This is a genomic window from Bradyrhizobium sp. SZCCHNR1053 (assembly GCF_032381235.1).
Taxonomy (GTDB): domain Bacteria; phylum Pseudomonadota; class Alphaproteobacteria; order Rhizobiales; family Xanthobacteraceae; genus Bradyrhizobium.
In genome coordinates this window covers 190,269-203,016 of sequence record NZ_JAUHJM010000001.1, presented here as the reverse complement: position 1 = coordinate 203,016, position 12,748 = coordinate 190,269, and the positions used below count along the sequence as shown (strand labels likewise).

Sequence of the window (12,748 nt, the reverse complement as noted above, 5' to 3'; positions counted from 1 at the left end):
ACGCGCTTGTCCCGGCCGTCGTTCCTCACCATCTGCGTGGGAAGGCGGACGCGGCATCCAGCCCGTGACCTTGCCCGGAGTGACGATCATGACCCTTCCGCAGGATACGATTCCGCCCGAACTCGATCGCATGAGGTCGCAAATGGGCGCAGCCGTGCGCACGCATTGGAAGGCCTTCCTGATCGAGGGCATCCTCCTCGCCGTACTCGGCCTGCTTGCGATGATCCTCACCCCGCTGGCAAGCCTTGCGGTCACGATCTTCCTCGGCTGGATGTTCCTGATCTCGGGCATCACGGGGCTCGCGCTCACCTTCTGGGCCCGCGGCATGCCGGGCTTCTGGTGGTCGCTGTTGTCGGCGGTTCTCGCCATCATCGCCGGAATCATTCTGGTGGCGCAGCCGGTTCAAGGGACGGTAACGCTGACCATCGTGATCGGCGTCTATTTCCTCGCCGAGGGCGTCGCCACCATCATGTATGCGCTGGAGCACCGCCGCGAGCTGTCCGGGCGCTGGTCGTGGCTGGCAATCTCGGGCGTGGTCGACATCGCGATCGCCGGCATCATCATTTCGGGGCTACCGGGCACGGCGATGTGGGCGATCGGTCTGCTGGTCGGCATCAACCTGCTGTTCGGCGGGCTGTCGATGATCGGCATGGCGCTCGCCGCGCGCAACGGCTGACGCCGGGGGGCTCGATTTTCGGGATGACAAGCGGCCGCGCGGCCGCTATAGGATGGCCATGATCAACGCCGCCACCAGCTTCTATTGGTACTTTAGCTACGACAGCTCGCTGGCGGCGGGAGGATCGCGCTCAATCTGACACATTGCAGCAAGATATCCGAACGAGCCGCCAGAACCTGGCGGCTTTTTTGTTGCCGGCAGGTGCCCATCAAGACACCCAGGAGCCCGCCATGCTGAGCACCACAGACGATCTTCGTATCAAGGAAATCAAGGAATTGAGCCTGCCGGCGGAGGTGATGGGTGAAATCCCCCGCACCCTCACCGCGACCCGTGTGGTGATGGCGGCGCGCAACGCGATCCACGCCATCCTGACCGGCAGCGACGACCGCCTGCTGGTCATCGTCGGCCCCTGCTCCATCCACGATCCCGACGCGGCGATCGACTACGCCGGCCGCCTCGCCACCTTGCGCGAGCGCCTCGCCGACCGCCTCGAAATCGTGATGCGGGTCTATTTCGAGAAGCCGCGCACCACCGTTGGCTGGAAAGGCCTGATCAACGATCCCGGCCTGGACAATTCCTTCGACATCAACAAGGGCCTGCGGCTCGCGCGCAGCGTGCTGTCCGCCGTCAACAATCTCGGCCTGCCGGCGGGATGCGAATTCCTCGACATGACGACGCCGCAATACATCGCGGACCTCGTGGCCTGGGCCGCGATCGGCGCGCGCACCACCGAGAGCCAGATCCACCGCGAGCTGGCCTCAGGCCTGTCGTGCCCGGTCGGCTTCAAGAACGGCACCGACGGCAACATCCGCATCGCAGCCGACGCGGTGAAATCGGCCGCTCATCCGCATCATTTCATGGCGGTGACCAAGGGCGGCCGCTCGGGCATCGCGGCGACCACCGGTAACGAGGACTGCCACATCATCCTGCGCGGCGGCAGCGGCCCCAATTACGACGCCGCCCATGTCGAGCAGGCCGCGGCCGAGCTGATCAAGTCCGGACTGCCGGCGCGGCTGATGATCGACACCAGCCACGCCAATTCGAGCAAGAAGCCGGAGAACCAGCCGCTGGTCGCCGCCGACGTCGGACGCCAGCTTGCCGCAGGCGAGCAGCGCATCATGGGCGTGATGATCGAGAGCCATCTCGTGGCGGGTCGGCAGGACGTGAAGCCGGGCGTGGCGCTGACCTACGGCCAGAGCATCACCGACGGCTGTATCGGCTGGGACACGACGGTGGAGGTGCTGGAGCAGCTCGCCGAAGCCGTCGCCGCCCGGCGTGCGGCGCAGCGCAACTCCCCGCGTGAGCGCTCGGCGTAGCACTCACGACCGATGAGCGGCGCGCGTCGGGCGCGCCGCAGGTCGCGCTCAGCAGCCGCGGCAGATGCCCTTGATCTTGCGATCGAGCTCGCGGTCTTCCTTGGTCATGCCGCTGAATGAATTTTCTTCGGCCTGCTCGGCCTTTGGCAAATCGCTCGGGCGGACCTGGCGGTGACCGACCGGCGCCTGCGGCGGCATGCCGCTCTTCGATCCGGTGCCGGCGGAGGAGCCGCTGCCGCTCTGCGCCAGCGCGATGCCATCAGTCACGACCATCAGGAGCCCCATCGCGATCGCAAGTCTCTTCATGTTGCTCCTCCGTGTCAGCGGAATCGGCAGGACACTTCATCCCGCGGCGGGCGGATAGAGGTGCGCCTCGCCGCAATAGTCAATCACACGATAGCGCGTTTGCGCACCTGCCGCATGATCCTGCTCAACAGTTTCATCGGCAGTGAGGTATTGCGGCCCCACCGGCGCCTTGCCGTAGCCGCCGGGAATGTCGAGCACGTAGTCGGGCTGGCACAGGCCGGACACCCGGCCGCGCAGCGTTCGGATCAGGGCCTGACCTTGCGCCAGCGTGGTCCGCAGATGCGCCGTGCCCGGCGCGAGGTCGCCATGGTGCAGGTAATACGGCTTGATGCGAATCTCGACGAAGGCGCGCATCAGCGCCTCCAGGGTCGCCGCATCGTCATTGACGCCGCGCAGCAGCACCGACTGGCTGACCATGGGAATGCCGGCATCGATCAGCCGCGCGCAGGCCGCCTGAACCGCAGGGCTGAGCTCGCGCGGATGATTGGCGTGCAGCGCGACCCAGGTCGCGGCGCCCGGCACCTTCAGCGCCTCGACCAGCGCCGGCGTGATGCGCTGGGGATCGGCGACCGGCAAACGGGTGTGGATACGGATGATCCTGACGTGATCGATGCCGGCGAGATCGGCCATGATCTCCTTCAGCCGCCGCGGCGACAGCATCAGCGGATCGCCGCCGGTGAGGATCACCTCCCAGACCTCGTCATGTGCGCGGATGTAGTCCAGCGCCGCGCGATAGGCCTCCTCCGACAGCGCGTTGTCCTTGCCGGGCCCGACCATCTCGCGGCGGAAACAGAAACGGCAATACACCGCGCAGACATGCACGAGCTTGAGCAGCACGCGATCGGGATAGCGGTGCACGATGCCGGGCACCGGCGCATGCGCGTCGTCGCCGATCGGATCGCCGCGCTCGCCGGGCGCGGCCTTCAGCTCGTCCATGCTGGGCACGAACTGGCGCGCGATCGGATCATTCGGATCGTCAACGTCGATCAGGTCGGCGAGATGCGTCGTCACCGCCACCGCATAGCGCTGCGCCACGCGCGCCAGCGCCGGCTGGTCCGCCGCGTCAGCCAATCCCTGCGCGACGAGATCCTCGGCGCTGCGCAATGTCGTCGGACGTTCGACCCTGTTCATCGCTCACCTGCCGGCGGCGTCCATACCACCTGGTCGATCCTCGTGGCGCCGGCCGCCAGCATCACCAGGCGGTCGAAGCCAAGCGCCACACCGCTCGCCTGCGGCATCGCGGCCACGGCGGCGAGGAAGTCCTCGTCGAGCGGATAGCGCTCGCCATAGCGCCGCTCCTTCTCGGCCATCTCCTGCTCGAAGCGGCGGCGCTGCTCGGCGGCGTCGGTGAGCTCGCCAAAGCCATTGGCGAGCTCGACGCCGCAGGCATAGACCTCGAACCGTTCGGCAACGCGCGGGTCCGCCGCCACCCGCGCCAGCGCGGCCTCCGGCGCCGGATATTCATATAGCACGGTGAGGCGTCCCTGCCCGAGATGCGGCTCGACATGCTCGACCAGCACCTTGCTGAACAGGTCAGACCAGGTGTCGTCGTCGCTGATCCGGATCTTGCCAGCGGCGGCCTGCGCCAGCGCGGCGCGGTCGCCCGCGCCGTCGCGGATGGTCGCCAGCAGGTCGATGCCGGCATGGCGCTCGAACGCGCCGGCAACCGTCAGCAGCTCGGGCTCGGCGAAGGGATCGGCGGTGCGGCCACGGAAGGCGAACTGCCGGATTCCCGTCGCCTGGGCCGCGTGCGCGATCACCACGACCGTGTCGGCCATGATCGCGTCATAGGGCGCCTCCGCCCGATACCATTCCAGCATTGTGAATTCCGGCAGATGCAGGTCGCCGCGCTCGCGGTCGCGGAACACGCGGGCAAACTCGAAGATCCGCCGCTCGCCGGCCGCCAGCAGCTTCTTGCAGGCGAATTCCGGCGACGTTCGGAAATACCGCCGATGGCGGGTTCCGTCCGGCCTCGTCAGGTCGGTGCCCGGCGCGTGCAGATGGGTCTCGTTGCCCGGCGACACCTGCAGGATGCCGGTCTCGACCTCGATAAAGCCCTGCTCGTCGAACCAGGCCCGCAGCGCGCGGATGATGGCGGCCCGGGCGAGCAGGAACGGCCTGATGTCGGCGTGCCGCTGCGGCGACCACCAGGGCGAAGGCGCGGGCTCCCGGGACATCAGGGGATCGCCCGTTCCGGCCGCAAAAGACTGGCAACCCCGGACAAAATCAGTATGTTGCCGCCCGAAACCGCATTCCGCGTCGCGCGGCGCCCCGGCCCAGTCCGGCGCCCCTTTTTCAGTGTCAGGAAAACAGCTTTGAAAGTCATCGCCAGCTCTATTCGCAAGGGTAACGTCATTGAGCAAGATGGAAAGCTCTATGTCGTCGTGACCGCCGAGAACATCCATCCCGGCAAGGGCACTCCGGTCAGCCAGATCGAAATGCGCCGAATCAGCGACGGCGTGAAGATCTCCGAGCGCTTCAAGACCACCGACCAGGTCGAGAAGGCGACGATCGAGGAGCGCAACTTCACGTATCTCTACGAGGATGCCGACGGCTTCCACTTCATGAACCCGGAGACCTACGACCAGGTCCAGGTGCCGAAGGACGTGGTCGGCAACCAGGCCGCCTATCTCCAGGAGAACATGACGGTCAAGCTGTCGATGCACGACGTGGTCCCGGTGGCGATCACCCTGCCGCAGCGCGTCACGCTCGAGGTGGTCGAGACCGAGCCGGTCACCAAGGGCCAGACCGCGTCGTCGTCCTACAAGCCGGCGGTGCTCTCCAACGGCGTTCGTACCGGCGTGCCGGCGCACATCACGGTCGGCACCCGCATCGTCGTCATGACCGAGGACGGCTCCTACTGCGAGCGCGCCAAGGACTGAGGCATCTCGAGGATCTGACGCCGGGGGGCGTGGGGGGAATTGGGGGCACGGGTCACCATCATCGCCGCCGCCCTTGCGGCGGTCATCGCGCTGGCCGCGCCGTCCACGACGCGCGCGGCCGATGACTTTGCTCCGCCCGCCCTCACCATCAACCGCGCCGACTGGCGCGCGGCGCTGGACCAGCTCCGCTCCGAACTCAACGCGGCGCCTGAGGTCGCCGCCGACTTCGCTCTGTCCGCGCACCGGAGCGGCGTTTCGGCCGGCGATGCGCGGCGCAGGCCCGCGCTGGTCCAGCTCAACGGCGTGACCTCGACCATCTTCACGGGGATCGGACGCAGTCCGGTCCCCGTTTTGCTGCCGTTCGACGCCACGTCCTATCTTGCTGCGCGCCGCAGCGCCGCCATCGCGGCGCGCGGCCTGCCGCGCTATCAGGCCGACTTCCAGACCGACCTGTTCGATGCCGGCCCGTCCGGCTACGACGCGGTGTTCTCGCTGCCGCCGGAGGTGACCTCCGGCCTGCCGTCGCGCGTCTTCGCAAAACCGGTCGAGATCCAGATCACCGGATCACTCCTCACCTACGATGTCGCCGATCCCGCCGGCGGCAAGGGCGAAGCCGTCAAGGCGCTGTCAGCGCAATATCCCGATCTGCGCCGCTTCATTCGCGAGGGCTATGTCCGCTACGCCTTCACGCGCTTCGGCGTGCCCTATGTGGTCTCGATCCAGTGCCTCGACAGCGCGCCGCGACCGCGGCGGCTCGCCTGCCGCGAGGCCAATCCCATCGCCGAGCGCTTCCTCAAGGCACTGCGCATCGCCGGCGGGCAGCCGTCGCGCATCCCGCCGGAGATCGCGCCGCTCGCCGCCGAGCGCCCGGTCACGCTGGATGCCGATTTCACCTATCGGCCCGTTGGCGACATCGTCGCCAACAGCGGCGGACGCGGCCAGGGCGGGCGGGCCGACCGCACCGTCTATTCGCAGATCCGCTATCCGCTGGATGCGCCGGCCTATGTGCATTCGCAGTCGTTCGGCCGCCGGCGCGCGAGCGACAAATTCGACCAGCCGTGGAGCCAGTATCCCTGGCGCGACAATTTCTGCGAGGCGCGCAGCTTCAACGTCGGCCAATGCGCCAGCGGCTTCGGCCATCAGGGCCAGGATCTCAGGCCGGGCGCCTGCCCGGTGCGCCGCGACGGCGCCGACGGCTGCAACCCGTGGCGGCAGCGCGTGCTCGCCGTGCGCGACGGCGTCGTGATCCGCTCGACCCGGCAGCAGGCCGTGACGGTGCAGGTCAACAGCGGCACCGAGCACGTCCGCTTCCGCTACATGCACATGAATCCCGCGGCGATGGATGCCGACGGCCTGCTCAATGGCCGCAGCCTCCGCGAGGGCGAGCCGATCGGCGTGGTCTCGAACTATCTCGACCATCCCAACGGCACCACGCGCCATCTGCATTTCGACGTCCAGCTGTTCACGCGCGATGGCTGGATCTGGGTCAATCCCTACGTGACGCTGATTGCAGCCTATGAGCGCCTGATCGGCGGCCGCGGCCGCGAGGTCGGGCTGGAGGAGATCGCCGCGTCGCCGCCGGCGACCACCGGGGCACTCGGATCGTCGCCGCTCGGACCTGCGGCCGACGCCGCCGCCGCGCGCGACCGGAACTGATCGCCGGCGGACCCGGAACCGGGGCCCACCGCTCCGGGTTGTCTGGCCACGGAGGATCGCAGATGATGACAGCCAACCCGCATCGCAGAGCCGGACCGGCGCTCGTTTCAGCCGCGATTGCGCTGCTCTGCGTGGGCGCGCTGACAATGCTGGTGCGCGACCGCTGGCATCCGCCGGAGATCAAGTCCCCCGAGGCGGCACGGCATTCGACGACCGGCCAGGTCGCCCGCGCCGCCGGCGCGCGCGTGATGCCGACCGACCCCACCCTCGCGGTCGAGCCGAAGCCGGAAGGCCCCAAGCGGGCGCAGCCGGCGAATCCGTTTTGAGCGTGGCACGCGTGCTTATTAGTTCGAGCTGATTGCAAGCGGCATCTGTCTCGGCGAGATACGAGACGGGGAGACAGTCAACAGTCACGCCGACCACTTGTCCTCTTCGCGACGATGCTCCTCGGCATTGAGGCGGTCCGCAATCTCTTGCGCCATCGCCTCGTTCTTGGTCGTGGCGATCGGCTTGCCGTCCTGGCGCTGCACGCGCTCCTTGTCGGCTTCCAGCGGAAAATCCTCCGGCTTGAGCGGTTCGTCCGTCCCGGTCATGCGCGCCTCCTCTACCTCCCGCGCATAACCCGCCGGGCCGTGCCGCGGTTCCAGGCAACTCAGGACGCCGCCCGCGCCGGCCGCTCCGCCGGCGTCCAGCGGAACGCGACGCCGTAGCGATTCCAGAGATTGATCACGCCGATCGCCGACGTCAGGAACACCAGCTCCGTTTCCGAGAATTCCGCCCGGGCCTGGGCATAGACCTCGTCGCTGACGCCGCCCTGCAGCGTGGTCAGCGCCTCGGTGAACGCCAGCGCCGCGCGCTCGCGAGCCGAGAATTGCGGCGCCTCGCGCCACACCACGACGAGATTGATCTTGTCGGCGGACACGCCGAGCTTCTCGGCCAGCAGCACGTGATGCTGCACGCAGAATGCGCAACCGTTGATCTGCGACGCCCTGATCTTGACGAGCTCGAGCAGCTGCTTGTCGAGGCCGGCCTTGGCCGCCTGCTGACTCACCGCAAGGATGGCATCGTACAGCTCCGGCGCCTGGCTCCGGAACGTGGTGTACTCGCTGCGCGCATGTGACATGGTCTGTCTCTCATGTTATCAGATATCTGATAACTTATCAGGGCTCTGATGATATGCGCAAGGCACCGGAATTGACGACCTCGCGAGCGCCTCGGAAGGCAGCCCCCGCAAAGGCCGGCCCCGCGCATCGGCCGAAGACAGCGGCCCGCCCGCCATCGCCCGGCGAGGGCAAGCGCGGCGAGGACGGCTACCTCGCCTATTTGCTGCGCCAGGCACAGGCCGCGGCGCGGCTGTCGCTCGACCGCGCGCTCATCGCCACCGGACTGACCCATCCGCAATTCGTGGTGCTGACGATGCTCAAGGCCTATCCCGGGCTGTCCGGCGCCGACCTCGCCCGCGTCGCGCTGCTGACGCCGCAGACCGTCAACGTGATCATCGGCAATCTCGAGCGCGACGGCGCCATCCAGAGAGCACCGCATCCCGTGCACGGCCGGGCGCTGCAATGGACCCTGACTCGGCACGGCCTCGCTCTGCTCGCCAAGGCCCGTCGCCGCGCCAGCGCGCTGGAGCGGCGACTCGCCGGCGACCTGAGCAAGCGGGACCTCGCGACCATCCGCCGTTGGCTGGCCCGCATCGCCGCCGAGCTCCACCAAGCGTGAAAGTTCCGCCCGCTCCGGGCTTTGCCGCCGGCCCGCATCAGCGGGTAGACTGCCCTCCATGACTCAGTCCGATTCACAGCCCGATACGATGACCCGCCGCGCCCTGCTCCGCTCCGGCATCGGTGCCGCCGCGCTGCTCGGCCCCGCCCTGCCGGCAGCGGCTGCCCCGGCCGAGTTCGAGGCCTGGCGCGACGGCTTTCGCGCTCGTGCGCTGGCCAAGGGCATCTCGGCGGCCACCTGGACCCGGGTCATGGCGCGGCTCGAGCCCGACATGACCGTGTTCAAGGAGATGCGCAACCAGCCGGAGTTCAAGGAGCAGCTCTGGCAGTACATCAACCGTCGCGTCTCCGACTGGCGCGTCATCAACGGCAAGATCGCGCTGCAGAAGAACGAGGCGCTGTTCGCGCGCATCGAGAAGGACTTTGGCGTCGAGCGCGGCACTCTGCTGGCGCTGTGGGGCGTCGAGTCCGCCTATGGCGATCCGCTGGTGCAGCAGAACCACATGCGCCCGGTGTTTCCGGCGCTCGCCGCGCTCGCCTGGAACGAGCCGCGCCGCAAGGCCTATTGGGAGACCGAGCTCATCAATGCGCTGAAAATCGTCGATCGCGGCTGGAGCACGCCGGAGGAGATGCGCGGCTCCTGGGCCGGCGCGATGGGCCACACGCAATGGATGCCCGAAGTCTGGCTCAACGTCGGCTTCGACTATGACGGCGACGGCAAGATCAACCCGTTCGGCCGCCCCGACGACGCGCTCGGCTCGACCGCGCGCTATCTCATCAACCGCGGCAAATATCACCGCGGCGAACATTGGGGCTACGAGGTGCGCGCGTCCGGCAACATGTCGGGCAGCCGCAGCTACGCGGCCTGGCAGGCGACCGGCGTCACCCGCGCCGACGGCCAGCCGTTCCCGCAGCCCAATGCCACCGCGCAGCTCTGGATTCCGGTCGCGGGCGGCCCCGCCTTTCTGCTCGGCCCGAACTTCTATTCGGTGAAGTCCTACAATCCGGCGATGAGCTACGCGCTCGCGATCTGCCATCTCGGCGACCGCATCCTGGGCGCCCCGCCGTTCCTGCAGCCCTTCCCCGGCTCCGAGCGCGCGCTGACGCTTGCCGAGGTGCAGGAGATGCAGAAGCGCCTGACGGCCGCCGGCTTCGACACCGGCGGCACCGACGGCCGCGTCGGCAACGACACCATGAAGGCGATCCGCGACTTCCAGGCCAAGGCCGGCCTCCAGCCGGCCGACGGCTATGGCGGCTTGAAGCTGCTGGCGAAGCTCAGACAGGGCGGCTAGCCGCGAAGAAATGTAGGGTGGGCAAAGGCGCGGCCGTGCTCTCGCCACAGGAGAGCTGGTAGTGGCGCAGTGCCCACCACCTCACCGCTGAGCACGCCGCCCGACGATGGGCACGCTGCCGCCTTCGGCGGCTGCTTTGCCCATCCTATGTGTCCGTCATGTTGCGAGCAACGGCGACGCTCAGCTTGCGTCACGCCTTGGCCGCCGCCTCGCGGTGTCCCCTCGGCGCCTTCGCCTTGGGCTGCGACGCGCTCGACGCCCTGACGCGAATGCGCACCGAGCCGCCTTTCGGCTGCTCCTCGATCTCGAACGCGCCGGTCTTGCGGACGAGATCGCTCAGCTTGCGGCAGCCATAGGTGCGCGGATCGAAGTCGGAGACCAGGTTGGAGAGCTGCTTGCCGACCTCGCCGAGCGCGACCCAGCCGTCCTCGCTCTCCATCTGCGTGATGACGTTCTTGATCATCGGCGTCGCCGCGGTGATGGGCAAAAGAGATTTGGGTGCCGCAGCCGTATCGGCGTCCTTGCTGGTCGCGGCGTCGCTGCGCAAATTCTCCGTGTAGATGAACCGGCGGCAGGCCTGCCGAAAGCTCTCCGGCGTCTTCTGCTCGCCGAAGCCGAACACGTCGATGCCCTGCTCGCGGATGCGCGCCGCGAGCCGGGTGAAGTCGCTGTCCGAGGACACCAGGCAGAAGCCGTCGAACCGTCCGCTGTGCAGCAGGTCCATCGCGTCGATCACCAGCGTGATGTCGGAGGCGTTCTTTCCCGTGGTGTAGGCGAACTGCTGCTGCGGCACGATGGCGTGTCTGGCGAGCGTGTCGGCCCAGGGCCTGGAGCGCGGGCTGGAGAAGTCGCCATAGATCCGGCGCACGCTCGCCTCGCCGATCTTGGCGATCTCCTCGAACAGCCCGTCCACGATCTTGGCCGAGGCATTGTCGGCATCGATCAGAACGGCAAGACGCGGCGAGCGAGGTTCGGACGGCATCGGATAGTCCTCAAAGTTGGCCCAGTTCTCATTCCCTTATACGCGCCCTTATGCGCGGGCCGACATCCAGCCGAATAATTTTCTTGAGACGAATGGCAAGACCACGGGATGCGCAACCAGGCACTCCGCGAGTCGCGGCACGGCTGGCTGGGTGCGCGGAGACCGGCCGCTGACGCTCCCTCCGTTCGTACACGAACAAATTTGGGCTCCAGGCCTGTTCTGACGGTTGTTTTCACCTTCTCTTAATTCGCCTCGCACAACGATGCGGACGACCCAACGATGGGATCTGCGGCAGATGATGAAGGAAGGCACCTATTCGGCCTGGTTCAGGACCCCCAAAGGCCAGGGAACCGGCATCGTCGAACTGGTGGGCGGCAAGGTCTGCGGCGGCGATACCGTGCTGAGCTATGCCGGCAGCTACGAGACGCATGGCGATCGGTTTACCGCCATCATCAAGACGAAGCGTCACGCGCCGGGACAGCCGTCGCTGTTCGGCCCCGACGAGCTGACGCTCAGCCTCGAAGGGTGCTGCAGAGGCACGCCCGTCACGTGCTCCGGCTATGCCGCGGAAGCTCCCGACGTGCCGTTCGAGGCGCTGCTGCTGTTCTCGGCGTCCGACGACGCCGCACCTCCGCAAACGCCCCGGCCGACGCCGAAATTCAGTCCCGATCATCTGCCGAAGCCGTCCTGGCGTTGAGCTGTCGCGGTTGTCGAGGAGCCCTGTGTCGCGCGCTGCGACCCGATCCCACGGACGCTCGATCTCACCTGCTGAGACGTGATCCGATCTCAGATCGAGCGCGATCGCCATCGCATGCTCCTCACGGCACCGACGCGCTGATCCTGCTCACGAGATCGAGGACGCGCTGGGTTCGGACGCCATGCGGGTTGACGGCGAGATCGACCAGCTCGACCTGCACCAGGCGCTTCGACGGAACGACGACGACCAATTGCCCACCATAGCCATTGGCCAAGAAGGCGCTGACGCCCGGACTGCCCTTCGTGTACGTCCACCAGAGATAGCCATAGCCGCGTTCAGGCTGCTCGGTGTCCGACAGCCGCGTCGTCGATTCCGTCACCCAATGAGCCGGGATCAGCTGGGTCCCGTTCCAGCGTCCGCCGTTGAGATAAAGCACGCCGAACCGCGCGAGGTCGCGTGCGCTCATGTGAAACACGTAGGCGGGATGAGAGGACGAGTCCTCCCTCTGGTAGTGACCATCCTTCGTCGAAAAATCCTCCATGCCGAGCGGCCGCGCGATCCGCGTCTCGAAGCTTCTGAACACGTCGCCCAGGGATTGCCGATAGATCGTGCCGAGCGCATTGAAATCCCAATTGTTGTAGTACCAGAAGCTGCCAGGCGGATGGCTTCCGCGGGCAGGCCGGAGGTCCTTCATCCGCGGCGTCTCGTAGGCCGCGAGATGATAGACGCCGGAACGAGCCATCAACAATTGGCGAACCGTCGCGGTCTTCTCGGTCGGCGACAGGGCGTCGGGACCATCGTCGATCGCAAGTTCGGCAAGGGTGCTGTCGAGGTTGATCCGGCCCTCCTCGACCGCCAAGCCGTACAGGGCGCTGATGAGGCTTTTGCGCTCGGACCGGATATTGACCTTGGCGCCGATGTCACCCGACGACGCAATGATCTCGTCGTCTCTGACCACCATGATCGCCGTCGGCTTCTGCGCGTCGGCGAACTGCTGAACCTCCTGCGAAATCGCCGCGGTCCAAGGCTTTTCGCTGGGGTTTGCTGTCTGCCAGTGCAGGCCCGGTTCGGCATGCGCCCACGGCAAGCACAGCAACAGCACCACGAAGACACCAGACAGATATTGCATCGAACACCCACATTGTCGGACAGCCGCCCTCGTCGCGAAGATGACTCAGTGCGCCAAGATGGCAAATTGGCAAGAACGAGCGGCAGGTTGC

The 12,748-nt window shown here is 67.2% G+C and carries 15 protein-coding genes; 8 read left to right on the top strand and 7 right to left on the bottom strand.

Annotated elements, in window-relative coordinates:
- Nucleotides 1-88 precede the first annotated feature (88 nt).
- A complete protein-coding gene (locus tag QX051_RS00960) occupies nt 89-676 on the top strand; it encodes an HdeD family acid-resistance protein (RefSeq protein ID WP_315774679.1) in 588 nt (195 codons plus the stop codon).
- A 230-nt stretch (nt 677-906) separates the two neighbouring features.
- Complete coding sequence (locus QX051_RS00955) at nt 907-1,992, top strand: 3-deoxy-7-phosphoheptulonate synthase (protein WP_315774678.1); 1,086 nt, start codon at nt 907-909, stop codon at nt 1,990-1,992.
- A gap of 48 nt (nt 1,993-2,040) precedes the next feature.
- Here the strand turns inward: QX051_RS00955 and QX051_RS00950 are convergent, their stop codons facing one another.
- The 3 genes from QX051_RS00950 to epmA are packed head-to-tail and all read right to left on the bottom strand — an operon-like array spanning nt 2,041 to nt 4,475.
- On the bottom strand, nt 2,041-2,298 hold the full coding sequence (locus QX051_RS00950) for a hypothetical protein (protein WP_315737845.1): 258 nt from the start codon (nt 2,296-2,298) through the stop codon (nt 2,041-2,043).
- Between the two features lie 36 nt (nt 2,299-2,334).
- Nucleotides 2,335-3,429 carry a lysine-2,3-aminomutase-like protein gene (locus tag QX051_RS00945; RefSeq protein WP_315737844.1) on the bottom strand — a complete coding sequence of 365 codons (1,095 nt, stop codon included), beginning with the start codon at nt 3,427-3,429 and terminating at the stop codon, nt 2,335-2,337.
- On the bottom strand, nt 3,426-4,475 hold the full coding sequence (epmA, locus tag QX051_RS00940) for an EF-P lysine aminoacylase EpmA (protein WP_315774677.1): 1,050 nt from the start codon (nt 4,473-4,475) through the stop codon (nt 3,426-3,428). The genes QX051_RS00945 and epmA overlap by 4 nt, the downstream gene beginning before the upstream one ends.
- A gap of 138 nt (nt 4,476-4,613) precedes the next feature.
- On the opposite strand from epmA, the gene efp reads away from it, so the two are divergent.
- The 3 genes from efp to QX051_RS00925 all read left to right on the top strand — a co-directional run bounded on the left by efp (nt 4,614) and on the right by QX051_RS00925 (nt 7,162).
- On the top strand, nt 4,614-5,180 hold the full coding sequence (efp, locus tag QX051_RS00935; RefSeq protein WP_315712097.1) for an elongation factor P: 567 nt from the start codon (nt 4,614-4,616) through the stop codon (nt 5,178-5,180).
- 39 nt (nt 5,181-5,219) lie between these two features.
- Nucleotides 5,220-6,836: a M23 family peptidase gene (locus QX051_RS00930; RefSeq protein ID WP_315774675.1), complete on the top strand. Its 1,617-nt coding sequence runs from the start codon at nt 5,220-5,222 to the stop codon at nt 6,834-6,836.
- A 62-nt stretch (nt 6,837-6,898) separates the two neighbouring features.
- The gene (locus tag QX051_RS00925; RefSeq protein WP_315774673.1) at nt 6,899-7,162 is read left to right on the top strand and encodes a hypothetical protein; all 264 of its coding nucleotides are present in this window, start codon (nt 6,899-6,901) and stop codon (nt 7,160-7,162) included.
- 84 nt (nt 7,163-7,246) lie between these two features.
- Here the strand turns inward: QX051_RS00925 and QX051_RS00920 are convergent, their stop codons facing one another.
- On the bottom strand, nt 7,247-7,429 hold the full coding sequence (locus QX051_RS00920) for a hypothetical protein (RefSeq protein WP_315712101.1): 183 nt from the start codon (nt 7,427-7,429) through the stop codon (nt 7,247-7,249).
- A gap of 59 nt (nt 7,430-7,488) precedes the next feature.
- The gene (locus QX051_RS00915; RefSeq protein WP_315737839.1) at nt 7,489-7,959 is read right to left on the bottom strand and encodes a carboxymuconolactone decarboxylase family protein; all 471 of its coding nucleotides are present in this window, start codon (nt 7,957-7,959) and stop codon (nt 7,489-7,491) included.
- 53 nt (nt 7,960-8,012) lie between these two features.
- On the opposite strand from QX051_RS00915, the gene QX051_RS00910 reads away from it, so the two are divergent.
- Nucleotides 8,013-8,558: a MarR family winged helix-turn-helix transcriptional regulator gene (locus QX051_RS00910; RefSeq protein ID WP_315774672.1), complete on the top strand. Its 546-nt coding sequence runs from the start codon at nt 8,013-8,015 to the stop codon at nt 8,556-8,558.
- A gap of 58 nt (nt 8,559-8,616) precedes the next feature.
- Nucleotides 8,617-9,849: a lytic murein transglycosylase gene (locus QX051_RS00905; protein WP_315774671.1), complete on the top strand. Its 1,233-nt coding sequence runs from the start codon at nt 8,617-8,619 to the stop codon at nt 9,847-9,849.
- 190 nt (nt 9,850-10,039) lie between these two features.
- Here QX051_RS00905 and QX051_RS00900 read toward each other — a convergent pair whose 3' ends face one another.
- On the bottom strand, nt 10,040-10,831 hold the full coding sequence (locus tag QX051_RS00900) for an NYN domain-containing protein (RefSeq protein ID WP_315737836.1): 792 nt from the start codon (nt 10,829-10,831) through the stop codon (nt 10,040-10,042).
- 295 nt (nt 10,832-11,126) lie between these two features.
- On the opposite strand from QX051_RS00900, the gene QX051_RS00895 reads away from it, so the two are divergent.
- Nucleotides 11,127-11,528, top strand: coding sequence for a hypothetical protein (locus QX051_RS00895; protein WP_315737835.1), 402 nt, complete (start codon nt 11,127-11,129; stop codon nt 11,526-11,528).
- Between the two features lie 121 nt (nt 11,529-11,649).
- On the opposite strand, the gene QX051_RS00890 is transcribed toward QX051_RS00895, so the two are convergent.
- Nucleotides 11,650-12,657 (bottom strand): serine hydrolase, encoded by a 1,008-nt coding sequence (locus tag QX051_RS00890; protein ID WP_315774670.1) that lies wholly within the window; start codon nt 12,655-12,657, stop codon nt 11,650-11,652.
- Nucleotides 12,658-12,748: the final 91 nt, after the last annotated feature.

Excerpts from the sequence above, each read along its gene's own strand:
- QX051_RS00960 (WP_315774679.1), top strand. The coding sequence starts at position 89 with ATGACCCTTCCGCAGGATACGATTCCGCCCGAACTCGATCGCATGAGG.
- QX051_RS00955 (WP_315774678.1), top strand. The coding sequence starts at position 907 with ATGCTGAGCACCACAGACGATCTTCGTATCAAGGAAATCAAGGAATTG.
- QX051_RS00950 (WP_315737845.1), bottom strand. The coding sequence starts at position 2,298 with ATGAAGAGACTTGCGATCGCGATGGGGCTCCTGATGGTCGTGACTGAT.
- QX051_RS00945 (WP_315737844.1), bottom strand. The coding sequence starts at position 3,429 with ATGAACAGGGTCGAACGTCCGACGACATTGCGCAGCGCCGAGGATCTC.
- epmA (WP_315774677.1), bottom strand. The coding sequence starts at position 4,475 with ATGTCCCGGGAGCCCGCGCCTTCGCCCTGGTGGTCGCCGCAGCGGCAC.
- QX051_RS00925 (WP_315774673.1), top strand. The coding sequence starts at position 6,899 with ATGATGACAGCCAACCCGCATCGCAGAGCCGGACCGGCGCTCGTTTCA.
- QX051_RS00920 (WP_315712101.1), bottom strand. The coding sequence starts at position 7,429 with ATGACCGGGACGGACGAACCGCTCAAGCCGGAGGATTTTCCGCTGGAA.
- QX051_RS00915 (WP_315737839.1), bottom strand. The coding sequence starts at position 7,959 with ATGTCACATGCGCGCAGCGAGTACACCACGTTCCGGAGCCAGGCGCCG.
- QX051_RS00910 (WP_315774672.1), top strand. The coding sequence starts at position 8,013 with ATGCGCAAGGCACCGGAATTGACGACCTCGCGAGCGCCTCGGAAGGCA.
- QX051_RS00905 (WP_315774671.1), top strand. The coding sequence starts at position 8,617 with ATGACTCAGTCCGATTCACAGCCCGATACGATGACCCGCCGCGCCCTG.
- QX051_RS00900 (WP_315737836.1), bottom strand. The coding sequence starts at position 10,831 with ATGCCGTCCGAACCTCGCTCGCCGCGTCTTGCCGTTCTGATCGATGCC.
- QX051_RS00895 (WP_315737835.1), top strand. The coding sequence starts at position 11,127 with ATGATGAAGGAAGGCACCTATTCGGCCTGGTTCAGGACCCCCAAAGGC.
- QX051_RS00890 (WP_315774670.1), bottom strand. The coding sequence starts at position 12,657 with ATGCAATATCTGTCTGGTGTCTTCGTGGTGCTGTTGCTGTGCTTGCCG.